Genomic DNA, 24,426 nt, shown 5'->3' with positions numbered 1-24,426 from the left:
GCTTATCAATAAATTACAAGCCCCTTCTTTTAGTACGGTTTAAAGCCGGAACCAGATGCCCATTCACCATTCACCATTCACCATTCACCATTGACCTTTCACCATTGACCTTTCACCTTTCATCTTTCATCTTTCATCTTTCATCTTTCATCTTTCACCATTATAAGTCTCATAAGTTTGCATACCACCCGATAAATTTCTAACCCGAAATCCGTTTTGCTGCAGAATCCGGGTGGCATTGTAAGCTCTTTGCCCAACGCCGCAAACGACCCAAATTTCCCGCTCGCGGGATAATTCATTTAACCGATCGCGTAAATTATCCAACGGAATGTTTATCGCATTCGGAATATGTTTCTGCAGAAATTCCGCTTCGGTTCGCACATCGACAAGCTGAGCCTGTGTAAAAGGATCGTCCAATATAAACGCGAGTAATTGCGCCGCTTCGTCCTGATCTTCCGTAACTTGTACATGCGTTTCGAGTAACTCTTCCCATTTTGCAAGCGGATGCATCCCGCGCAATTGATTGGCCGCGATCATGCCGGCTAAATTCACCGGATCTTTGGTCGCTCCGAATTGCGGGGCATAACACAATTCGGCTTCCTCTAAATCGTAAACGCTACCGCCCATTTGTATGAATGCCGAAATGACATCGATACGCCGCGCCACACCCGACTCGCCGAGCGCTTGAGCGCCGAGAATTTTGCCGTTGCTAGTATCGTACAGCAATTTCATGTGAATCGGCTTCGCTCCCGGGTAATAGCCGACATGATTACCCGGGTGCAGATAAACCTTTTCATAATGTTCATAACCAATCTTCTGTAAGGTCTTTTCATTAACGCCGGTACTGGCGATTGTCAAATCGAAGAGCCCGCACACCGATGTCCCTTGAACGCCTCGGTAGATCGACGGAAGCTCTTGCTGATCTTCATTGCTTAATATTGCCGCAGCCGCTAATCGACCTTGCCGGTTCGCAGGACCGGCCAAAGGTAATAATTGCCATTCGCCGGTTATGACATTCCGTACTTCGACTACATCACCGACCGCCCAAATATGTGAGTCGCTGGTTTGCATGGTTTCATCGACTCGGATTCCGCCTAAATCGCCGATGATCAAACCGGCTTGACGGGCTAATTGAGTTCTGGGTTTTACGCCAACGGAGACCATGACCGCATCGCTGACAATCGATTCGCCGTCTTGCCGATGCACGGTTAGCGTCTGATCTATATTCAGCTCAAACCGCTTAACTTGGCAGTTAAGCTGCAAATCAATATCGTTTTTTTGCAAATACTGTGCGACAAATCTAGCCATTTCCTTATCTAACGCCGGCATGACTTGATCGGTCGATTGCAACACGGTTACCTTTAAGCCCCGTTTTTTTAGATTCTCGGCTAACTCTAAGCCTAAAAACCCGGCCCCCAAAACCACTGCGCTTTTCATATTCGCTAAATTACCGCGTATTTTTCGGCTATCCGGAATCGTTCTTAATACGTATATACCGGGTAAATCGATACCGTCGATATCTGGCCATACGGCTTCCGACCCGGTCGAAAGCACTAAGGCATCGTACGATTCATTTCGCATCCTCCCGGTTTTTAAATCACACACTTCTATGCTTTTATTCGTTCTATCGATCGCAAGCACTTCGGTATCGGTACAAACACGAATATTGAATCTCTTTTCGAATAACTCCGGTGTTGCTACGAGCAATTTTTGTTCGTCGACAATCACGTCGCCAATAAAATAAGGTAATCCGCAATTGGCAAAGCTGACATAGGAACCCATTTCGAAAATGACGATTTCACAATGTTCGCACAGTCGACGAAGCCGAGCAGCGCAGCTTGCGCCACCTGCGACGCCGCCGATAATTAATATTCTTTTTTTCATTGTCAATTAAGATTCCCACACCATTGCTTACGCCCATGTTAAGCCGACAATAATCCGGGCTTTGAGACTTTTTCAGGCAAATAAAAAGCCGATAATGTCATTATCGGCTTTTCAAGGACGCTGTTATTACAACGTATTAGTTGCGTTTAAGTCTTGGAAAGCCTGCTGCAGGCGGGTCACCATGCCGACTTGGCCGGCACGTTGCCAAACGCGTGGATCATAATATTTTTTATTCGGCTTGTCGTCGCCGTCAGGGTTACCGATTTGGCCTTGCAAATAACCTTCGTTTTTCTTATAGAATTCCATGACGCCAGCCCAGGTTGCCCATTGAGTATCGGTGTCGATATTCATTTTAACGACGCCGTAGCTGATCGATTCCTTGATTTCTTCAGGAGTGGAACCTGAACCGCCATGAAATACGAAGGTCAAGCTGTTTTCCGGTAAGTCATATTTCTCGGAAACGAATTTTTGCGAATTCAGCAAAATGGTCGGAGTTAGCTTAACATTGCCGGGTTTGTAAACACCGTGCACATTACCGAAAGATGCCGCGATCGTAAAACGGTGGCTAATTTTGCTTAAATGCTCATAAGCATAGGCAACATCTTCCGGCTGCGTATAGAGCATAGAATGATCCATACCGGTATTATCTACGCCGTCTTCTTCGCCGCCCGTGCAACCCAGTTCAATTTCAAGAGTCATATCCATTTTGGACATACGCTCTAGATATTTACCGCAAATTTCAATGTTCTCTTCCAGACTTTCTTCTGAAAGATCCAGCATATGAGAACTGAATAACGGTTTTCCGGTTTTTTCGAAATGCTTTTCCCCGGCATCTAATAAGCCATCGATCCAGGGTAATAATTTTTTCGCGGCATGATCGGTATGTAAAATAACCGGTACACCGTAATGCTCAGCCATAAGATGAACGTGCTGCGCGCCTGAGATCGCTCCCAAAATTGAAGGCATTTGACCTTCTAAACTGACGCCTTTGCCGGCAAAAAAAGCAGCGCCGCCGTTTGAAAACTGAATGATAACGGCTGATTTTGCTTTAGCCGCACCTTCGAGTACTGCATTGATCGTATCGGTACTGATGACGTTTACAGCTGGAAGTGCAAACTTATGTTCTTTACAAAACGCAAAGACTTTTTGTACATCTTCACCGGTTACGACACCTGGTTTAACAATATCTAAAATTTTTTGTGCCATTTTTGGTTCCTATATCAAAAAACAAACCCGTTTTCGCGACAACTGCACAAAAACGGGAAAATGTATTTACGGATAAAATTTTATCATTTCATGCGGCCCATCCCTTGTGCCGCCATGCCGAAACGTATCTTATCCCTCTAAGGACGCCAAACGCTCAGCCAACAGTGTTTCCAAGGTTTCGAGCGCTTTAGTGAAACCATCGATACCTTCGGATAATTTTTCCGTCGCCATTCTGTTATCTGCATGCATGCGATCGAAAGTTGCTTTATCGACAGTGATTTTCTCAATCGCTTGTCCAGCAGCTTTGGCAGGGTCGAGTTTACGTGGCAAATCGCCTTCGGTAGATTGCAATTCTCCTAGCAGCGAAGGCGAGATAGTCAATAAATCACAACCGGCTAATTCGGTAATCTCGCCAATGTTACGGAAACTTGCGCCCATAACTTCAGTTTTATAACCGAATTTTTTGTAGTAGTTGTAAACATCAGTGACCGAAATGACGCCCGGATCTTCTGCCGGTTCGTAAGAATCGCGTCCGGTGTCTTTTTTATACCAGTCCAGAATACGTCCGACGAATGGAGAAATCAGTGTAATGCCCGCTTCGGCGCAAGCAATCGCTTGATGCAATCCGAATAATAAAGTCAGATTACAATGAATGCCTTCTTTTTCGAGAACTTCCGCTGCTTTAATGCCTTCCCATGTCGATGCGATTTTGATCAGAATTCGATCTTTAGAAACGCCTTTCTCTTCGTACTGAGCGATTAATTCTCGGCCTTTAGCAATCGTTGCTTCGGTATCGTATGACAGTCTGGCGTCGACTTCGGTCGAAACTCGTCCGGGAATGATGTCCAGAATTTTCAAACCGAATGAAACCGCCAAGCGGTCAAATGCCAGAGAAACGACTTCCGCTGACGAAGCGCTTTGACCTAATGTGGCTCTTGCACCTTTCAAGGTATCGTCGACGATATCTTGGTACTGAGGCATTTGAGCCGCTGCTGTAATTAACGATGGATTGGTTGTTGCATCTCTGGGCTTGAATGTTTCGATTGCCTGAAGATCGCCGGTATCTGCGACAACGACGGTCATTTCCCGAAGTTGTTCAAGTAAATTTTTTGCCATTTTGTGCACCTTTATTTGCTGTTATATAAATCTTTTGACTTCCCGGAAATAATTGCGGCCACGGCTGGATTGATCCGCGACTCATGCCGAAAAGTGAAATACTAATTCAACGTCGATATATGAAACGCTCGAATTTAATTTTGGATTTGGTCCCGAAGCCAGTCGATGACCGAGCGTGCCTTTTATGTTTTTATTATTCGATAGTATTTAATCAGCAAATTCCTATATCGGATCATCGTGATTAAAAAAGGCAGCCGATTTATCAAATTGGTTCGCCCAATATATACCTTTCGTACTTCAAATTTCGGCAGTGCCTAAGTAGGCACCGGGGTGCCTGGCAAAGGCTTTGCCTACATGGACGTATTCACGGCGTCCTTTGACGGGCCCCGGTGCCGAATTTTGATCTACGATGAGTATATTTCGTTATTGAGCAAACCGGCATTCAATATAACGATTTTTAATGCCCGGTATTTATCTCGTCCTCGTCGATAAAAGAGCCCATCTTGAGCCTACCGCTACTCTTTTCATACTGAAAAATCGAGCGACTTCTTAAGGGAAATGGGGAGTGCCTGTTGAGGACCGTTGTGAAACCATCCATCGGTGCTTGACGACATCCCCCTCCAAGCACGCCCCAAATCTCATAGCAATTAGACGTATATTCGATCAATTAGAAGTCATTTCCGGCTACAAATCTCGATTGTTTGCTCTTTATCCTTTAGTTCTCTTCGATTTTAGCCTTTAGTACGAAGATATTTTGACACGCCGGTTTCCGATTCCAATTCTTTCTTTTCCAAATATTTGTCGACCCCTGTGGTCGCAACTTTTTCTTGCACCGATGCCGCTTGTTTTTCCAAATATTTAGCGACGCCAGTCACTGCAGAGCCTTCAAGCTTGTTGAGATATCTTGCAACGCCGGTCGTTCCGCTGTTGTCTTGATAATAAGCCGAAGCACTCGCACCGGACTTGGCAACACCCGAACTTCTTCTAAATACTAGAAAACCGACAGCAGCCAATACGGCGACTAGTATCACTAGAGTGTTATCCGATTTCGCTTCTTGAGTTGCCGATTCGGCGCTCGCGACTTCAGCACTTGAACTCGTAGAAGACGAGCTTGTGTTCGCACTTGGAGTCGCCACTTTTGGCGTTGTATGCTTATACTCGCTATCTTGATAAACGACTTTTGGCTCGAAATTGGTCGCTGGATAACGGGAGTCGGGCTCTGTCGGTTTGGCAGCGACTTCAGCCTTGGCCGGCTCTTTCGCTGTATTGGCGATATAGTCGGAATCCTGATATTGAACCTTCGGTTTAAAGTCTGCTGCCGGATATTTATCTTCAGCGCCAACTATCGGACTAGATAGTAGCAAGGATGCCAAAGCACCCATGGTAATAGTATTCACTTTCACGTTGTTCCCCTTTCTGCTGTAGGAAGCTGAAAAGCCATCCGGTCACTAACGCATTTCCGAATGACTTTTCGCTCTGTGTAATGTTAATTGTTAAAGTTAATTATCAAAGCAGAGCTTCGACGTGTTTGACGACATTGTCAACGGTGAAGCCGAACTCTTTGAACAGCGCGCCGGCCGGGGCCGATTCGCCAAAACGATCCAGTCCGATTACGCAGCCGTTTGAGCCTGCGTATTTCCACCAACTGTCGGTCACGCCCGCTTCAACGACCACGCGCTTCGTGACGGCTTTCGGCAATACCGACTCACGGTAGGCTTCGTCTTGTGCATCGAATACGTTGGTCGACGGCATCGATACGACTCGAACTTTTTTACCTTTGCCGCTCAGCTCGTCCGCCGCTTTCACCGCTAATTCGACTTCCGATCCCGTTGCGATCAGGATTACGTCCGGCTGACCTTCACTGTCTTTCAGGATGTAGCCGCCTTTACCGATCGCTTCGATTTGTGCCGACGTCCGCGCGATGTGCGCTAGGTTTTGCCGTGAGAAGATCAGGCAGCTCGGACCGTCGTTTCGTTCGATCGCCGCTTTCCACGACACCGCAGATTCCACGGCATCGCACGGACGCCACACTTGCATGTTCGGAATCATCCGCAAGGTCGCGGTTTGTTCAACCGGTTGGTGGGTCGGTCCGTCTTCGCCTAAGCCGATCGAGTCGTGCGTGTATACGAAGATGGTCGGGATTTTCATCAACGCCGCCATCCGCAATGCGTTACGCGCATATTCGGAGAACATCAGGAAGGTCGCGCCGTACGGTTTGAAGCCGCCATGCAGGGTGATGCCGTTCATGATCGCCGACATGCCGAATTCACGGACGCCGTAGTAGACGTAGTTGCCGTCGTGTCCCGGTGCATTGACGTCTTTGCAGCCCGACCACAGGGTCAGGTTCGAGCCCGCCAAGTCCGCCGAGCCGCCCATCAGTTCGGGCAGTAACGGTCCGAATCCGTTCAGGGTGTTTTGCGAGGCTTTGCGGCTGGCGATGGTTTCGCCTTTCGCGTCGACCGCGGCAATGAAGGCGTTCGATTTTTCCGCCCAGTCGCTCGGCAGTTGTCCGCTCATGCGACGTTCGAATTCGGCCGCCAGTTCCGGATGCGCTGCTTGGTATTTCGCGAATTTGTCGTTCCACTCCGCTTCTTGACGCGCGCCTTTGTGTTTCGCGTCCCAGCCCGCATAGATGTCGGCAGGGATTTCGAATGGCGCATGCGGCCAGCCGATGCGTTCGCGGGTCGCCTCGATTTCGGCTTCGCCTAATGCCGCTCCGTGACATTCTTCTTTGCCTTCTTTGTTCGGCGAGCCCCAGCCAATGATGGTTTGGCAACAGATCAAAGTCGGCCGGTCGGTCACGCTGCGCGCTTCTTCCAAGGCTTTTTTGACGGCTTCAGGGTTATGGCCGTCTACTTTCGGGATGACGTGCCAGCCATAGGCTTCGAAGCGTTTCGGCGTGTCGTCCAGGAACCAGCCCGGCGTGTCGCCGTGACCGCGGACTTCGCCGTCGATCGAGATGTTGTTGTCGTCGTAGACGGCAATCAGTTTGCCCAGTTTCATCGAGCCTGCCAATGAGCAAGCTTCATGCGAGATGCCTTCCATTAAGCAGCCGTCGCCCAGGAAGGCGTAGGTGTAGTGGTCGACGATTTCGTGGCCGGGGCGGTTGAATTGGCCCGCCAGCGCGCGTTCGGCTATCGCGAAACCCACGGCATTGGTGATGCCTTGACCTAACGGTCCGGTCGTCGTTTCGACGCCCGGCGCATAGCCGTATTCCGGATGACCCGGGGTTTTCGAATGCAGTTGACGGAATTGTTTCAGTTCGTCGATCGGCAGGCCGTAGCCTGTCAGATGCAGTAACGAGTACAGCAGCATCGAGCCGTGTCCGTTGGACAGTACAAAGCGGTCTCGATTCGCCCAGCTCGGGTTAGTCGGGTTATGCTGCAGGAAGTCGTTCCACAACACCTCGGCGATATCCGCCATCCCCATCGGTGCGCCCGGGTGTCCGGAGTTGGCTTTTTGGACGGCATCCATGCTCAAAGCGCGTATGGCGTTCGCTAAGTCTCGGCGCGAAGGCATATTCTTCTCCTTTGTCAATTCGGTAAGTTACAACGGTGACTCGTTTTGGTAAAGCCTTGCGGCTCGGTCACTTCTTTTGTTGTGTTGGAATTCGGTTGGAACGAGTGACAGGGTCGCCACTCGTTCGGTTCGGCTTTCGGTTTGTTCCAGCGCGGATCGCTCCGCTTCGGCTCATTCCAGGTTCGCGTGCCGCGATCTCATTTCTTCTTCCGGAATGCCTTTCTCATGAATGATATGTGAGATGATCGCTTCCAGGAAAAACAGCGTCGATAGTTCGAACACGGTGCCCATCGGCATGCCTTTCACTTTGCCATACAGCTCCGATGTCCCAACTTGGAACACTGCATCAGCCATATCACCAATGGTCGAATCGCTTTTCGCCGAGATCAACAGGATTTTGGCGCCGATCTCTTTCGCTTTCTTGGTGAACGCGATCAATTGTTCGGTTTCGCCCGAGCCTGAGATGATGATTAACAGGTCGCCTGCCTTGATGCTCGGCGTGACGATTTCGCCAACCACGCTGACATCGTAGCCGCTATGCATTAAGCGCATCGCAAAAAACCGACCGATCAAGCCCGACCGACCCGCTCCCGATACGAACACGCGTTTCGCTTGGTCGAGTAGGTCGGTCAGTTTTTGATCATAGCTGTCGTCGGTCGCCGCTAGAATACCGGATATTTTGTCAATGATCAGTTGCTGATGCATGACTTATGCACTCGCTGCATCAACCAGTTGACGGATTTCACGGGCTGCTTCTGCCGGGGATGGCGCGCCATAAATCGCCGCACCGACCACGATGATGCTCGCGCCGCTGGCAACCACTTGTTGTACGGTCGCTTGTTTGATACCGCCGGCTACCGATACGCGTACGTTCAGGCCTAGGTCGGCAATCGCTTGTAAATCGGCAAATGGCGTTTGGCCCGCTGCTTGTGCGTCCAAGCCCGTGTGTACACCGACGATTTGTGCGCCCAGTTTCGCTGATTCGCGTGCGCATTCAACTTTGTCAGGCACGTTGATCAGGTCAACTTGAACTTCCGCATTGTGCGCGCGTGCCGCTTTGATTACACCACCGATAGTGGCCAGACCCGATACGCCCAACACGGTGCAGATGTCCGCGCCCGCTGCGTAGAACGGCGCCGCTTCGTATTCGCCGGCATCCATCGTTTTCAGATCAACCAACAACAGTTGGTCCGGGAAACGTTGTCTCAGTTCTTTCACTAAGCCAACCCCGTTGTATTTGATGCATGGGGTGCCAATCTCAAAAATATCTACATACGGTGCTACTTGCTCGGCAAGCGCAACGGTTTGTTCGAAATCCAATGAGTCCAACGCCATTTGTATTAATGGTCTTGCCATGTTTCTTCTCCGATAGGTTATTATTTTTTGTTACATATTCGTTATGCGGAGGTAACTGTAAAGTAGAAAGGGCTGAAATGTCAATGCCCAATACCTTTTAGAGACTTTGGTTCGAAAAAGCGAGAAGCAGCGCTTAAATGCTTGGAATGAGCTAATTCCATTTACGCTGTTAGGGTTTGCAAGCTTAGGCTTGCGGCTAGAGATGAAGTTTAGCCGATTATTCGGCCTCGAGGGTCGGGCTAGCCTCTATCGAGCTAACCCGACTACCCGTATATCGCTTGAAATCAATTTATTTTCGGAACTATCAACCGGCATTCCTTAAATATTTTTCGACGCCGGTCAGCTCGATAACAGGCTCTGCGGCGGTTGGCGCTACGATTTGCTTGATCATATATCTTGCAACACCGGTAATGTTACGCACCTTATTATCAGTCAATGTGTGTTTTTTCAAATACTTGGACACACCGGAAACTTTTAATGTTTCTTTACGAGATAACAAAGATTTAGCCAGATATTTATCTACACCGGTCGTCGCCGGCGCTCTCAATGCTAACAATTCTCTTTTTGTTATATATTTTTCAACCTTGGTTACTTTCGGCGCATTCAACGAAGCCAAATATTGTTTTACTAGATATCTGGCAACGCCGGTTTTAACCGGCTCGCCATGTTCTCTGGCTAATTTTTTAGCCGTATATTTTGCCACGCCGGTAACCGGCGGTTGAAGGCTATTTAAAATAGTCCGTCTAGCAACATATTTATCGACTAAAGTTCCGTCCATTTCGTTGATAGCCGCTAATTTACTTTCAATCGACTCCTCTGCCGTTTCGATCGCAGTAGCTACAGCTGCTTTTTTTTCCGCCGCTATTCGGGCTTCTTCTTCAATATATCTAGCGACAATTTTTTCCGCCGCCAATTTTTGTTCGGCTTTTTCCTGTTCATCAATGAACTTCTCAACACCGGTTAACTGAGCGGATTTTTTTGCTAACTCTATTTGTTTGGTGAGGTATTTTGTTACACCAGTCTGTGCCGGTATTTGACGAGCAGCTTGTTCTTGCTGCGTCATATATTTAGAAACTTTGGTCGTTTGCGGCAAATGAGTCGCTTCAATTTGCTGACGCAATAAATATTTGGCTACTCCTGTTGCCGGTACCTCGGCATTTTCCAAAAGATCTTGCTTAGTAACATATTTTTCGACGCCGGTTCTAACCGGCACTTTTTTTTCTTCAAACCCTTGTTTAGTCAGGTATTTGGCTACCCCAGTTACAATTTCCCGGGGTTTATCCAATATCTCGTGCCTCATTTGGTACTTAGCCACGCCGGTAACTGCCGGCTCAACCTTGGCACGCTCATTCATTTTCGTTAAATATCGAGATACTCCCGATTCGATTTCTTCCGGCAATGACTCTGGCTCTAATTTCTCGACAACAATTTCTTGAGGTTTATCAGCTTCCGGTTTTACAGCGTATTTTTCAAGATATCTTGCAACTCCCGTTACGGAAACCGTTTTTTCCGGAGTGATTTTATTCAAATATCGCTCTACTCCTGTCGGGCCTTCGGAATTTCTGACAGACACTACAACATCGCTACTCAGCTCGACCGAGTCGTCGGAAGAAAAGGTCGGCAGTATCCCTAATAAACTATTCAGCCAATTATTATTTTTCATCTGTGGACACCACATCAATACGTTGTTTTTAAGAAGCTGTTCAGCAAAACCCGCCGACGAAGCCTAATCGGTTCGCGGCTACCGAGAGGTTAAATAACCTCATGGCGCCGCAAACCATTTTGTTATCCAGACTCTGCTGGTACTAGCTAAAGATGAATCAAAGCAGAGCTTCGACGTGTTTGACGACATTGTCAACGGTGAAGCCGAACTCTTTGAACAGCGCGCCGGCCGGGGCCGATTCGCCAAAACGATCCAGTCCGATTACGCAGCCGTTTGAGCCTGCGTATTTCCACCAACTGTCGGTCACGCCCGCTTCAACGACCACGCGCTTCGTGACGGCTTTCGGCAATACCGACTCACGGTAGGCTTCGTCTTGTGCATCGAATACGTTGGTCGACGGCATCGATACGACTCGAACTTTTTTACCTTTGCCGCTCAGCTCGTCCGCCGCTTTCACCGCTAATTCGACTTCCGATCCCGTTGCGATCAGGATTACGTCCGGCTGACCTTCACTGTCTTTCAGGATGTAGCCGCCTTTACCGATCGCTTCGATTTGTGCCGACGTCCGCGCGATGTGCGCTAGGTTTTGCCGTGAGAAGATCAGGCAGCTCGGACCGTCGTTTCGTTCGATCGCCGCTTTCCACGACACCGCAGATTCCACGGCATCGCACGGACGCCACACTTGCATGTTCGGAATCATCCGCAAGGTCGCGGTTTGTTCAACCGGTTGGTGGGTCGGTCCGTCTTCGCCTAAGCCGATCGAGTCGTGCGTGTATACGAAGATGGTCGGGATTTTCATCAACGCCGCCATCCGCAATGCGTTACGCGCATATTCGGAGAACATCAGGAAGGTCGCGCCGTACGGTTTGAAGCCGCCATGCAGGGTGATGCCGTTCATGATCGCCGACATGCCGAATTCACGGACGCCGTAGTAGACGTAGTTGCCGTCGTGTCCCGGTGCATTGACGTCTTTGCAGCCCGACCACAGGGTCAGGTTCGAGCCCGCCAAGTCCGCCGAGCCGCCCATCAGTTCGGGCAGTAACGGTCCGAATCCGTTCAGGGTGTTTTGCGAGGCTTTGCGGCTGGCGATGGTTTCGCCTTTCGCGTCGACCGCGGCAATGAAGGCGTTCGATTTTTCCGCCCAGTCGCTCGGCAGTTGTCCGCTCATGCGACGTTCGAATTCGGCCGCCAGTTCCGGATGCGCTGCTTGGTATTTCGCGAATTTGTCGTTCCACTCCGCTTCTTGACGCGCGCCTTTGTGTTTCGCGTCCCAGCCCGCATAGATGTCGGCAGGGATTTCGAATGGCGCATGCGGCCAGCCGATGCGTTCGCGGGTCGCCTCGATTTCGGCTTCGCCTAATGCCGCTCCGTGACATTCTTCTTTGCCTTCTTTGTTCGGCGAGCCCCAGCCAATGATGGTTTGGCAACAGATCAAAGTCGGCCGGTCGGTCACGCTGCGCGCTTCTTCCAAGGCTTTTTTGACGGCTTCAGGGTTATGGCCGTCTACTTTCGGGATGACGTGCCAGCCATAGGCTTCGAAGCGTTTCGGCGTGTCGTCCAGGAACCAGCCCGGCGTGTCGCCGTGACCGCGGACTTCGCCGTCGATCGAGATGTTGTTGTCGTCGTAGACGGCAATCAGTTTGCCCAGTTTCATCGAGCCTGCCAATGAGCAAGCTTCATGCGAGATGCCTTCCATTAAGCAGCCGTCGCCCAGGAAGGCGTAGGTGTAGTGGTCGACGATTTCGTGGCCGGGGCGGTTGAATTGGCCCGCCAGCGCGCGTTCGGCTATCGCGAAACCCACGGCATTGGTGATGCCTTGACCTAACGGTCCGGTCGTCGTTTCGACGCCCGGCGCATAGCCGTATTCCGGATGACCCGGGGTTTTCGAATGCAGTTGACGGAATTGTTTCAGTTCGTCGATCGGCAGGCCGTAGCCTGTCAGATGCAGTAACGAGTACAGCAGCATCGAGCCGTGTCCGTTGGACAGTACAAAGCGGTCTCGATTCGCCCAGCTCGGGTTAGTCGGGTTATGCTGCAGGAAGTCGTTCCACAACACCTCGGCGATATCCGCCATCCCCATCGGTGCGCCCGGGTGTCCGGAGTTGGCTTTTTGGACGGCATCCATGCTCAAAGCGCGTATGGCGTTCGCTAAGTCTCGGCGCGAAGGCATATTCTTCTCCTTTGTCAATTCGGTAAGTTACAACGGTGACTCGTTTTGGTAAAGCCTTGCGGCTCGGTCACTTCTTTTGTTGTGTTGGAATTCGGTTGGAACGAGTGACAGGGTCGCCACTCGTTCGGTTCGGCTTTCGGTTTGTTCCAGCGCGGATCGCTCCGCTTCGGCTCATTCCAGGTTCGCGTGCCGCGATCTCATTTCTTCTTCCGGAATGCCTTTCTCATGAATGATATGTGAGATGATCGCTTCCAGGAAAAACAGCGTCGATAGTTCGAACACGGTGCCCATCGGCATGCCTTTCACTTTGCCATACAGCTCCGATGTCCCAACTTGGAACACTGCATCAGCCATATCACCAATGGTCGAATCGCTTTTCGCCGAGATCAACAGGATTTTGGCGCCGATCTCTTTCGCTTTCTTGGTGAACGCGATCAATTGTTCGGTTTCGCCCGAGCCTGAGATGATGATTAACAGGTCGCCTGCCTTGATGCTCGGCGTGACGATTTCGCCAACCACGCTGACATCGTAGCCGCTATGCATTAAGCGCATCGCAAAAAACCGACCGATCAAGCCCGACCGACCCGCTCCCGATACGAACACGCGTTTCGCTTGGTCGAGTAGGTCGGTCAGTTTTTGATCATAGCTGTCGTCGGTCGCCGCTAGAATACCGGATATTTTGTCAATGATCAGTTGCTGATGCATGACTTATGCACTCGCTGCATCAACCAGTTGACGGATTTCACGGGCTGCTTCTGCCGGGGATGGCGCGCCATAAATCGCCGCACCGACCACGATGATGCTCGCGCCGCTGGCAACCACTTGTTGTACGGTCGCTTGTTTGATACCGCCGGCTACCGATACGCGTACGTTCAGGCCTAGGTCGGCAATCGCTTGTAAATCGGCAAATGGCGTTTGGCCCGCTGCTTGTGCGTCCAAGCCCGTGTGTACACCGACGATTTGTGCGCCCAGTTTCGCTGATTCGCGTGCGCATTCAACTTTGTCAGGCACGTTGATCAGGTCAACTTGAACTTCCGCATTGTGCGCGCGTGCCGCTTTGATTACACCACCGATAGTGGCCAGACCCGATACGCCCAACACGGTGCAGATGTCCGCGCCCGCTGCGTAGAACGGCGCCGCTTCGTATTCGCCGGCATCCATCGTTTTCAGATCAACCAACAACAGTTGGTCCGGGAAACGTTGTCTCAGTTCTTTCACTAAGCCAACCCCGTTGTATTTGATGCATGGGGTGCCAATCTCAAAAATATCTACATACGGTGCTACTTGCTCGGCAAGCGCAACGGTTTGTTCGAAATCCAATGAGTCCAACGCCATTTGTATTAATGGTCTTGCCATGTTTCTTCTCCGATAGGTTATTATTTTTTGTTACATATTCGTTATGCGGAGGTAACTGTAAAGTAGAAAGGGCTGAAATGTCAATGCCCAATACCTTTTAGAGACTTTGGTTCGAAAAAGCGAGAAGCAGCGCTTAAATGCTTGGAATGAGCTAATTCCATTTACGCTGTTAGGGTTTGCAAGCTTAGGCTTGCGGCTAGAGATGAAGTTTAGCCGATTATTCGGCCTCGAGGGTCGGGCTAGCCTCTATCGAGCTAACCCGACTACCCGTATATCGCTTGAAATCAATTTATTTTCGGAACTATCAACCGGCATTCCTTAAATATTTTTCGACGCCGGTCAGCTCGATAACAGGCTCTGCGGCGGTTGGCGCTACGATTTGCTTGATCATATATCTTGCAACACCGGTAATGTTACGCACCTTATTATCAGTCAATGTGTGTTTTTTCAAATACTTGGACACACCGGAAACTTTTAATGTTTCTTTACGAGATAACAAAGATTTAGCCAGATATTTATCTACACCGGTCGTCGCCGGCGCTCTCAATGCTAACAATTCTCTTTTTGTTATATATTTTTCAACCTTGGTTACTTTCGGCGCATTCAACGAAGCCAAATATTGTTTTACTAGATATCTGGCAACGCCGGTTTTAACCGGCTCGCCATGTTCTCTGGCTAATTTTTTAGCCGTATATTTTGCCACGCCGGTAACCGGCGGTTGAAGGCTATTTAAAATAGTCCGTCTAGCAACATATTTATCGACTAAAGTTCCGTCCATTTCGTTGATAGCCGCTAATTTACTTTCAATCGACTCCTCTGCCGTTTCGATCGCAGTAGCTACAGCTGCTTTTTTTTCCGCCGCTATTCGGGCTTCTTCTTCAATATATCTAGCGACAATTTTTTCCGCCGCCAATTTTTGTTCGGCTTTTTCCTGTTCATCAATGAACTTCTCAACACCGGTTAACTGAGCGGATTTTTTTGCTAACTCTATTTGTTTGGTGAGGTATTTTGTTACACCAGTCTGTGCCGGTATTTGACGAGCAGCTTGTTCTTGCTGCGTCATATATTTAGAAACTTTGGTCGTTTGCGGCAAATGAGTCGCTTCAATTTGCTGACGCAATAAATATTTGGCTACTCCTGTTGCCGGTACCTCGGCATTTTCCAAAAGATCTTGCTTAGTAACATATTTTTCGACGCCGGTTCTAACCGGCACTTTTTTTTCTTCAAACCCTTGTTTAGTCAGGTATTTGGCTACCCCAGTTACAATTTCCCGGGGTTTATCCAATATCTCGTGCCTCATTTGGTACTTAGCCACGCCGGTAACTGCCGGCTCAACCTTGGCACGCTCATTCATTTTCGTTAAATATCGAGATACTCCCGATTCGATTTCTTCCGGCAATGACTCTGGCTCTAATTTCTCGACAACAATTTCTTGAGGTTTATCAGCTTCCGGTTTTACAGCGTATTTTTCAAGATATCTTGCAACTCCCGTTACGGAAACCGTTTTTTCCGGAGTGATTTTATTCAAATATCGCTCTACTCCTGTCGGGCCTTCGGAATTTCTGACAGACACTACAACATCGCTACTCAGCTCGACCGAGTCGTCGGAAGAAAAGGTCGGCAGTATCCCTAATAAACTATTCAGCCAATTATTATTTTTCATCTGTGGACACCACATCAATACGTTGTTTTTAAGAAGCTGTTCAGCAAAACCCGCCGACGAAGCCTAATCGGTTCGCGGCTACCGAGAGGTTAAATAACCTCATGGCGCCGCAAACCATTTTGTTATCCAGACTCTGCTGGTACTAGCTAAAGATGAATCAAAGCAGAGCTTCGACGTGTTTGACGACATTGTCAACGGTGAAGCCGAACTCTTTGAACAGCGCGCCGGCCGGGGCCGATTCGCCAAAACGATCCAGTCCGATTACGCAGCCGTTTGAGCCTGCGTATTTCCACCAACTGTCGGTCACGCCCGCTTCAACGACCACGCGCTTCGTGACGGCTTTCGGCAATACCGACTCACGGTAGGCTTCGTCTTGTGCATCGAATACGTTGGTCGACGGCATCGATACGACTCGAACTTTTTTACCTTTGCCGCTCAGCTCGTCCGCCGCTTTCACCGCTAATTCGACTTCCGATCCCGTTGCGATCAGGATTACGTCCGGCTGACCTTCACTGTCTTTCAGGATGTAGCCGCCTTTACCGATCGCTTCGATTTGTGCCGACGTCCGCGCGATGTGCGCTAGGTTTTGCCGTGAGAAGATCAGGCAGCTCGGACCGTCGTTTCGTTCGATCGCCGCTTTCCACGACACCGCAGATTCCACGGCATCGCACGGACGCCACACTTGCATGTTCGGAATCATCCGCAAGGTCGCGGTTTGTTCAACCGGTTGGTGGGTCGGTCCGTCTTCGCCTAAGCCGATCGAGTCGTGCGTGTATACGAAGATGGTCGGGATTTTCATCAACGCCGCCATCCGCAATGCGTTACGCGCATATTCGGAGAACATCAGGAAGGTCGCGCCGTACGGTTTGAAGCCGCCATGCAGGGTGATGCCGTTCATGATCGCCGACATGCCGAATTCACGGACGCCGTAGTAGACGTAGTTGCCGTCGTGTCCCGGTGCATTGACGTCTTTGCAGCCCGACCACAGGGTCAGGTTCGAGCCCGCCAAGTCCGCCGAGCCGCCCATCAGTTCGGGCAGTAACGGTCCGAATCCGTTCAGGGTGTTTTGCGAGGCTTTGCGGCTGGCGATGGTTTCGCCTTTCGCGTCGACCGCGGCAATGAAGGCGTTCGATTTTTCCGCCCAGTCGCTCGGCAGTTGTCCGCTCATGCGACGTTCGAATTCGGCCGCCAGTTCCGGATGCGCTGCTTGGTATTTCGCGAATTTGTCGTTCCACTCCGCTTCTTGACGCGCGCCTTTGTGTTTCGCGTCCCAGCCCGCATAGATGTCGGCAGGGATTTCGAATGGCGCATGCGGCCAGCCGATGCGTTCGCGGGTCGCCTCGATTTCGGCTTCGCCTAATGCCGCTCCGTGACATTCTTCTTTGCCTTCTTTGTTCGGCGAGCCCCAGCCAATGATGGTTTGGCAACAGATCAAAGTCGGCCGGTCGGTCACGCTGCGCGCTTCTTCCAAGGCTTTTTTGACGGCTTCAGGGTTATGGCCGTCTACTTTCGGGATGACGTGCCAGCCATAGGCTTCGAAGCGTTTCGGCGTGTCGTCCAGGAACCAGCCCGGCGTGTCGCCGTGACCGCGGACTTCGCCGTCGATCGAGATGTTGTTGTCGTCGTAGACGGCAATCAGTTTGCCCAGTTTCATCGAGCCTGCCAATGAGCAAGCTTCATGCGAGATGCCTTCCATTAAGCAGCCGTCGCCCAGGAAGGCGTAGGTGTAGTGGTCGACGATTTCGTGGCCGGGGCGGTTGAATTGGCCCGCCAGCGCGCGTTCGGCTATCGCGAAACCCACGGCATTGGTGATGCCTTGACCTAACGGTCCGGTCGTCGTTTCGACGCCCGGCGCATAGCCGTATTCCGGATGACCCGGGGTTTTCGAATGCAGTTGACGGAATTGTTTCAGTTCGTCGATCGGCAGGCCGTAGCCTGTCAGATGCAGTAACGAGTACAGCAGCATCGAGCCGTGTCCGTTGGACAGTACAAAGCGGTCTCGATTCGCCCAGCTCGGGTTAGTCGGGTTATGCTGCAGGAAGTCGTTCCACAACACCTCGGCGATATCCGCCATCCCCATCGGTGCGCCCGGGTGTCCGGAGTTGGCTTTTTGGACGGCATCCATGCTCAAAGCGCGTATGGCGTTCGCTAAGTCTCGGCGCGAAGGCATATTCTTCTCCTTTGTCAATTCGGTAAGTTACAACGGTGACTCGTTTTGGTAAAGCCTTGCGGCTCGGTCACTTCTTTTGTTGTGTTGGAATTCGGTTGGAACGAGTGACAGGGTCGCCACTCGTTCGGTTCGGCTTTCGGTTTGTTCCAGCGCGGATCGCTCCGCTTCGGCTCATTCCAGGTTCGCGTGCCGCGATCTCATTTCTTCTTCCGGAATGCCTTTCTCATGAATGATATGTGAGATGATCGCTTCCAGGAAAAACAGCGTCGATAGTTCGAACACGGTGCCCATCGGCATGCCTTTCACTTTGCCATACAGCTCCGATGTCCCAACTTGGAACACTGCATCAGCCATATCACCAATGGTCGAATCGCTTTTCGCCGAGATCAACAGGATTTTGGCGCCGATCTCTTTCGCTTTCTTGGTGAACGCGATCAATTGTTCGGTTTCGCCCGAGCCTGAGATGATGATTAACAGGTCGCCTGCCTTGATGCTCGGCGTGACGATTTCGCCAACCACGCTGACATCGTAGCCGCTATGCATTAAGCGCATCGCAAAAAACCGACCGATCAAGCCCGACCGACCCGCTCCCGATACGAACACGCGTTTCGCTTGGTCGAGTAGGTCGGTCAGTTTTTGATCATAGCTGTCGTCGGTCGCCGCTAGAATACCGGATATTTTGTCAATGATCAGTTGCTGATGCATGACTTATGCACTCGCTGCATCAACCAGTTGACGGATTTCACGGGCTGCTTCTGCCGGGGATGGCGCGCCATAAATCGCCGCACCGACCACGATGATGCTCGCGCCGCTGGCAACCACTTGTTGTACGGTCGCTTGTTTGATACCGCCGGCTACCGATACGCGTACGTTCAGGCCTAGGTCGGCAATCGCTTGTAAATCGGCAAATGGCGTTTGGCCCGCTGCTTGTGCGTCCAAGCCCGTGTGTACACCGACGATTTGTGCGCCCAGTTTCGCTGATTCGCGTGCGCATTCAACTTTGTCAGGCACGTTGATCAGGTCAACTTGAACTTCCGCATTGTGCGCGCGTGCCGCTTTGATTACACCACCGATAGTGGCCAGACCCGATACGCCCAACACGGTGCAGATGTCCGCGCCCGCTGCGTAGAACGGCGCCGCTTCGTATTCGCCGGCATCCATCGTTTTCAGATCAACCAACAACAGTTGGTCCGGGAAACGTTGTCTCAGTTCTTTCACTAAGCCAACCCCGTTGTATTTGATGCATGGGGTGCCAATCTCAAAAATATCTACATACGGTGCTACTTGCTCGGCAAGCGCAACGGTTTGTTCGAAATCCAATGAGTCCAACGCCATTTGTATTAATGGTCTTGCCATGTTTCTTCTCCGATAGTTACGGTTTATTGTTGTTTAATGAAAAAATCATAATTAACGATCAGGCCCTACACCACCATAATTCCCTTTATAAAGCGGAAAATTGGTACCTAAATCGACTTTAATCGAGTCTATTTTTTACCCTGAACGACGAACTCTAACCAGAATGCGAGCGGTTGTCAATTTCGCGGAATCAAAGAGCACCAGCTCTACACTACAAGCGGATGCTAAAAGTTATGCACGAAACAATTACTTGAATCAAACTTGCTCTTTGCTAACGCCTCAATGTACCTTAGGGTTTCAAGCGTTCGGTCTCCTTCTTTTTCATTCATCAACCTAACCTAAAAAGCTACAAATTATGATACCTTTTTCCGATATTCAAGCGCTGATCGTCGATATGGATGGCGTTTTATGGCATGGCTCCCAACCGCTTCCGGGGCTTATTGATTTTTTTGAGACATTGCGCGCTAAGCATTTACGTTTCATTTTAGCGACTAACAACGCAACACTTACTGCTGAACAATATGTCTCAAAATTAGCCGGAATGGGTGTATTCATAAGCGCCGAACAAATACTGACGTCCGCGATGGCTACCGCCTCTTATTTATCGCGGGAGGTCGACCCGACCACCAGTCGCATTTTCGTAATTGGCGAAGAGGGAGCACGCGCGCCGCTTCTCGATCATGGATTTACTTTAACCGACACTTTCGATCCGGTTAATACTCAAGCAAATGCCAACATCGTGGTCTGCGGACTGGATCGAACGCTCACCTGGCAAAAATTGGCCAATGCGACTTACACACTCCATGCCGGCGCAAAATTCATCGGCACCAATGCCGATACTTCATTACCGACCGAGCAGGGCATGACGATCGGCAATGGCGCCATTTTAGCGGCCTTACAAGCCGCGACCGGTGTTAAGCCGATTACCATCGGCAAACCGGAACCGATCATGTACCAACAAGCCATGGCCTTGCTTGGTACCGATATGAACAAAACGATTGCAATCGGCGACCGGCTCGATACCGATATCCTCGGCGCTGTGCGCGCCGATATCCGCAGTTTAATGGTACTGACCGGCGTGTCTTCCGAAGACGATTTAAAATTATCCGATTTCCAGCCTACCTGGGTCATGCCGGACATCAGGGCGATTACCCAGGCCTTGCAAAAAACTTAATCATCCTATGGGCAGTCAGTCGATTTGCCAGGCATCGTACCAAGGTCTACCCTTTATCAAATTATTACGTAGGAGTACCGAACATGAAAAAATTCATCAATAGCGTCGACACTCTGCTTAACGAAAGCTTGTCCGGCTTTGCCATGGCTCATGCCGATATCGTCCGTTTCAATGAAGAACCCCATTTCATCAGCCGCCAAGCACCGACACAATCCGGTAAAGTCGCGCTCATTTCCGGCGGCGGTTCCGGCCATGAACCTTTGCATTCGGGCTTTGTCGGTCACGGCATGCTCGATGCGGCATGCCCCGGGCAAATATTTACTTCGCCAACACCGAATCAAATGATGGCTGCAGCGCAAGCCGTCGAAAACGGAGGCGGTGTTTTATTTATTGTTAAAAACTATGCGGGCGATGTTATGAATTTCGAAATGGCCGCCGAAATGATCGATTGCTCGAATGCGACTGTTTTCGTTAACGATGACGTTTCCCTGCCGAAAAACCACAGCACAGGACGGAGGGGGGTCGCCGGAACACTGATTGTCGAAAAAGTTGTCGGCGCGGCCGCCGAAAACGGCAAAGACTTAGCTGCCTGTAAAGCCATAGGTGAAAGAGTGAACGAAGCAACCGCGTCGATGGGGGTTGCAATGACGAGCTGCACCGTGCCGGCGCTTGGCAAACCGACTTTTATCCTCAATGATGATGAAATTGAAATGGGCGTCGGTATTCACGGCGAAAGAGGGCGCGAAACGATACCGATCAAATCCGCTACGGAGATCGTCGAACAACTGTCGACAGCGATTGAAGAGGAATTGAAACCCAAAAAAAATCAACCCGCACTGTTACATATCAACGGTTTTGGAGCGACACCGCTCATCGAGTTACATTTGATTTATAATTTAGCGGCCCAGTTTTGGCAAAAACGCGGCGTGGATATCCGGCGCTCACTGGTCGGCAACTACACGACTTCACTCGACATGGCCGGCTGTTCCATCACATTAAGTTTGCTTGATGAGGACCTATTGAAGCTTTGGGATGCGCCTGTCCATACCGCCGCGTTACGCTGGGGCATGTAAAGGTTAGGAATAGACACAAAATAACTTCTACAAAGATTACGCATTGAGGCGGTTGTCTAAGTTATTTCATGCTCGCCCCTTACTTTGGCAACACTGAAACAATCGCGCAAATCATTAGTTGCGCGGTTTTCGCTCCGGCGTCGATATGCCCTCGCGTGCGTTCGCCCAAAAACGATGCTCGGCCCTTTGTCGCCACCATGTCGCGGGTCGATTCCATACCCTGATTAGCGGTAGCACATACCTGCTTTAAAATTTCCGGCAATGCAGTCGAATTTGCTTCCGCTTGTTTCAGGCAATCGGCTACCGGCATATAAACATCGAGCATCGTTTTCTCGCCGGCATCAGCCTTGCCTCTCCGCTTAACCGCTTCGACACCTTGCGCGAAAGCTTCGGCGAAAGTCGAAACGCTCAACTCTTGCCCCTTAGCCGCTTTGCTCATTGCGATGAATAGCGTTCCGTAAAGAGACCCCGATGCACCTCCGATCGCCGACATCGATACCATGCCGATGTTCTGCAAAGCATCGGCCCAATCGAGAGCCGATATTTCCCCTTCTTTTGCTTTTAAGGCCTTAATACCGCGTTGTAAATTCGTGACATGATCGCCGTCGCCAATCGCTTGATCCAATTCGGTAACTGATTCTGAATTTTGCTTGATGATGGCATCCACGGCATCAATCATTGCCGGAAATAATTTAGGAAATAAGGACATGGCGAACTCCTTGACAAAGTGTTGAAGGCTCGAGCATAGCCTTCAACACGCCGATCTGTCCAGTACTGGTTAAATCAACTCAATGTCAACATTACCGCAAATGAACCGCCCAAAGCGATACTGCATACCACTTTCGATTTTTTAATCATTGGCGATGTTTGCCAAGTATTTTGCAATTGAGCTTTTTGCTCGAAGCACCAAGCAGGAACGGTTTCTTTGGCCTGGCGCCACAAATCGACGATATAGTTAAAAATGACCAACGCCATGATTGCGCCAATGCCCAACATCAAATAAAACACGATAATCTCGGTGGTTCTTGGATCGGTATCAAATGTCAATGAGATGATTTCATCCAACATAAATTCCACGAAAACATAGATGTGTTTAACGACCCATACCACCGCATGGATCAATTCCAACGGCATTTTAACGCTCAACAACATAATAGAAAAAAAGATCAACAAGTTGATTGTGCTGAATGTTTTCATATCGATTTTAACTCCTGATTGAACGTAATGGACTTCGGCCAAAACCGCCAAAAGCCTTGCGACCAGACAGAAAAGGATAATTGGTAAACTTGGGAAATTCCTTTTATAAGTGAAGATATCAACAGTAGCTTTCAATAAACTTGCATCGATATCCTTTTCTAGTAAAAAAAGCCCGCTTTAAGGATCATTGTTTCGGGAAGTATCTATTTGATGCCAAACCCTTACTGTGAAAGTTCGTAGATTTGGACACTTTATCTAATTTTTCGATATACAAAGCTCTGTGCTGGCAATACCGGTTCCAGAGAGGGTGCGGTTGCTCGATCGACAGGCGTCGGCGGCAGGGAGCCGCCGTCGAGCCTACATGGACGTATTCACGGCGTCCTGTCGGGCGAGTGACCGCACCCTCCGCCACCAGAGAACTTTCATTTGCCGGGGCGATGGCTAGGCCTTCATGAACGTTACTGTGATAGCTCGTAGATTTGGGCTCTTTAATCTAATTTTTCGATATGAAAAACAATGCCTGTTCCGAAGAGGGTGCGGTTGCTCGACTGACAGGTGTTGGCGGCAGGGAGTCGCCGTCAAGCCTACACGGACGTATTCACGGCGTCCTGTCGGGCGAGTGACCGCACCCTCCGCCACCAGAGAACTTTCATTTGCCGGGGCGATGGCTAGGCCTTCATGAACGCTACTGTGATAGTTCGTAGATTTGGGCTCTTTAATCTAATTTTTCGATATGAAAAACAATGCCTGTTCCGAAGAGGGTGCGGTTGCTCGACTGACAGGTGTTGGCGGCAGGGAGTCGCCGTCAAGCCTACACGGACGTATTCACGGCGTCCTGTCGGGCGAGTGACCGCACCCTAACCACCCCTCGCACTTTCATTTGCCGGGGTGATGACGGCTTCTTCATGATCGTTAAGAGTATTGTTTGGATCTCATGATAAATGAATCAAAAAGCTTGGTTTTTGCTCCACTACAAACCCTTAAGATAATTCAATGTCATAAACAACGCGGCAATCGATCGGGCTTCGGTGCACTCGCCGGTTGCAATCAGCCCACCAATATCGTCTATTTTCCAGGGCACGACTTCGAGTTCCTCGGGTTCGTCGCCCTGCAACTTTTCCTCATAAAGATCCTTGGCAATAATAATCTCGGTCATGTGCTCGAGATAAGCGGGCGCGATTGAAAAAGAACTCAAATGAAAAAGGGTTCTAGCTCCAAAACCGACTTCCTCCTTGAGTTCACGGTTTGCGGCTTCGATAAAAGTTTCTCCGGCGTCGGTTTTACCTTTAGGCAAACCCAACTCGTAACGATGAACGCCGGCAGCATATTCACGAACCAATAAGACCGTTTCTTTATCCAAAAGCGGCACAATTAACACCGCACCTCCAGGCCTTCCTCGGGCCAGGCGTTCGAAATTACGTTGTTCGCCATTGCTAAACTCGATGTCGAGCGATTCGATACGGAATAACCGGCTTTCGGCGATCACGGTTTTATTGAGAAGTGTCGGTTTTTCGCGCATTATT

Annotated in this window: 20 protein-coding genes; 2 read left to right on the top strand and 18 right to left on the bottom strand. The window is 50.1% G+C overall.

Going from position 1 to position 24,426, the window contains the following annotated elements; all coding sequences use genetic code 11:
- Positions 1–147 precede the first annotated feature (147 nt).
- From METBU_RS0115965 to hxlA (METBU_RS0115890), 15 genes are all read right to left on the bottom strand, one after another.
- Positions 148–1,884, bottom strand: coding sequence for an FAD-dependent oxidoreductase (locus METBU_RS0115965; RefSeq protein WP_017841579.1), 1,737 nt, complete (start codon positions 1,882–1,884; stop codon positions 148–150).
- A gap of 126 nt (positions 1,885–2,010) precedes the next feature.
- Positions 2,011–3,090 (bottom strand): class II fructose-bisphosphate aldolase, encoded by a 1,080-nt coding sequence (fbaA, locus tag METBU_RS0115960; protein ID WP_017841578.1) that lies wholly within the window; start codon positions 3,088–3,090, stop codon positions 2,011–2,013.
- Positions 3,091–3,219: 129 nt separating this feature from the next.
- Positions 3,220–4,206, bottom strand: a complete 987-nt coding sequence (locus tag METBU_RS0115955) for a transaldolase (protein WP_017841577.1) — start codon at positions 4,204–4,206, stop codon at positions 3,220–3,222.
- Positions 4,207–4,937: 731 nt separating this feature from the next.
- Entirely contained in the window at positions 4,938–5,609 is a 672-nt protein-coding gene (locus tag METBU_RS0115945; RefSeq protein ID WP_026130265.1) for a hypothetical protein, read from the bottom strand.
- 103 nt (positions 5,610–5,712) lie between these two features.
- Complete coding sequence (gene tkt / locus METBU_RS0115940) at positions 5,713–7,725, bottom strand: transketolase (protein WP_017841573.1); 2,013 nt, start codon at positions 7,723–7,725, stop codon at positions 5,713–5,715.
- A gap of 171 nt (positions 7,726–7,896) precedes the next feature.
- Positions 7,897–8,430, bottom strand: a complete 534-nt coding sequence (gene hxlB, locus METBU_RS0115935) for a 6-phospho-3-hexuloisomerase (protein WP_017841572.1) — start codon at positions 8,428–8,430, stop codon at positions 7,897–7,899.
- 3 nt (positions 8,431–8,433) lie between these two features.
- Positions 8,434–9,081 (bottom strand): 3-hexulose-6-phosphate synthase, encoded by a 648-nt coding sequence (gene hxlA, locus METBU_RS0115930; protein ID WP_017841571.1) that lies wholly within the window; start codon positions 9,079–9,081, stop codon positions 8,434–8,436.
- Between the two features lie 304 nt (positions 9,082–9,385).
- Positions 9,386–10,609 (bottom strand): hypothetical protein, encoded by a 1,224-nt coding sequence (locus METBU_RS0115925; protein WP_208976563.1) that lies wholly within the window; start codon positions 10,607–10,609, stop codon positions 9,386–9,388.
- Between the two features lie 292 nt (positions 10,610–10,901).
- Positions 10,902–12,914 (bottom strand): transketolase, encoded by a 2,013-nt coding sequence (gene tkt, locus METBU_RS0115920; protein WP_017841573.1) that lies wholly within the window; start codon positions 12,912–12,914, stop codon positions 10,902–10,904.
- 171 nt (positions 12,915–13,085) lie between these two features.
- Entirely contained in the window at positions 13,086–13,619 is a 534-nt protein-coding gene (gene hxlB, locus METBU_RS0115915; protein ID WP_017841572.1) for a 6-phospho-3-hexuloisomerase, read from the bottom strand.
- A 3-nt stretch (positions 13,620–13,622) separates the two neighbouring features.
- A complete protein-coding gene (gene hxlA / locus METBU_RS0115910; RefSeq protein ID WP_017841571.1) occupies positions 13,623–14,270 on the bottom strand; it encodes a 3-hexulose-6-phosphate synthase in 648 nt (215 codons plus the stop codon).
- A 304-nt stretch (positions 14,271–14,574) separates the two neighbouring features.
- Positions 14,575–15,798, bottom strand: a complete 1,224-nt coding sequence (locus tag METBU_RS0115905) for a hypothetical protein (protein ID WP_208976563.1) — start codon at positions 15,796–15,798, stop codon at positions 14,575–14,577.
- Positions 15,799–16,090: 292 nt separating this feature from the next.
- Positions 16,091–18,103: a transketolase gene (gene tkt, locus METBU_RS0115900; RefSeq protein WP_017841573.1), complete on the bottom strand. Its 2,013-nt coding sequence runs from the start codon at positions 18,101–18,103 to the stop codon at positions 16,091–16,093.
- 171 nt (positions 18,104–18,274) lie between these two features.
- Positions 18,275–18,808: a 6-phospho-3-hexuloisomerase gene (hxlB, locus tag METBU_RS0115895; protein ID WP_017841572.1), complete on the bottom strand. Its 534-nt coding sequence runs from the start codon at positions 18,806–18,808 to the stop codon at positions 18,275–18,277.
- 3 nt (positions 18,809–18,811) lie between these two features.
- Complete coding sequence (gene hxlA, locus METBU_RS0115890) at positions 18,812–19,459, bottom strand: 3-hexulose-6-phosphate synthase (RefSeq protein ID WP_017841571.1); 648 nt, start codon at positions 19,457–19,459, stop codon at positions 18,812–18,814.
- A 355-nt stretch (positions 19,460–19,814) separates the two neighbouring features.
- On the opposite strand from hxlA (METBU_RS0115890), the gene METBU_RS0115885 reads away from it, so the two are divergent.
- Both METBU_RS0115885 and dhaK read left to right on the top strand, forming a co-directional pair.
- Complete coding sequence (locus METBU_RS0115885) at positions 19,815–20,633, top strand: HAD-IIA family hydrolase (protein ID WP_017841570.1); 819 nt, start codon at positions 19,815–19,817, stop codon at positions 20,631–20,633.
- An 83-nt stretch (positions 20,634–20,716) separates the two neighbouring features.
- The gene (gene dhaK, locus METBU_RS0115880) at positions 20,717–21,706 is read left to right on the top strand and encodes a dihydroxyacetone kinase subunit DhaK (protein WP_017841569.1); all 990 of its coding nucleotides are present in this window, start codon (positions 20,717–20,719) and stop codon (positions 21,704–21,706) included.
- Between the two features lie 79 nt (positions 21,707–21,785).
- On the opposite strand, the gene dhaL is transcribed toward dhaK, so the two are convergent.
- The 3 genes from dhaL to nudE all read right to left on the bottom strand — a co-directional run bounded on the left by dhaL (position 21,786) and on the right by nudE (position 24,422).
- Positions 21,786–22,415, bottom strand: coding sequence for a dihydroxyacetone kinase subunit DhaL (dhaL, locus tag METBU_RS0115875; protein ID WP_017841568.1), 630 nt, complete (start codon positions 22,413–22,415; stop codon positions 21,786–21,788).
- A gap of 74 nt (positions 22,416–22,489) precedes the next feature.
- Entirely contained in the window at positions 22,490–22,903 is a 414-nt protein-coding gene (locus METBU_RS0115870; protein WP_138767255.1) for a hypothetical protein, read from the bottom strand.
- A 970-nt stretch (positions 22,904–23,873) separates the two neighbouring features.
- Positions 23,874–24,422 (bottom strand): ADP compounds hydrolase NudE, encoded by a 549-nt coding sequence (nudE, locus tag METBU_RS0115865; RefSeq protein WP_017841566.1) that lies wholly within the window; start codon positions 24,420–24,422, stop codon positions 23,874–23,876.
- Positions 24,423–24,426 lie beyond the last annotated feature (4 nt).

The sequence above is a fragment of the Methylotuvimicrobium buryatense 5G genome (genome assembly GCF_000341735.1).
In the GTDB taxonomy this organism is placed as follows: domain Bacteria; phylum Pseudomonadota; class Gammaproteobacteria; order Methylococcales; family Methylomonadaceae; genus Methylotuvimicrobium; species Methylotuvimicrobium buryatense.
Note: the sequence above shows the minus strand (reverse complement) of the source record. Positions and strands in the feature narration are given on the sequence as shown.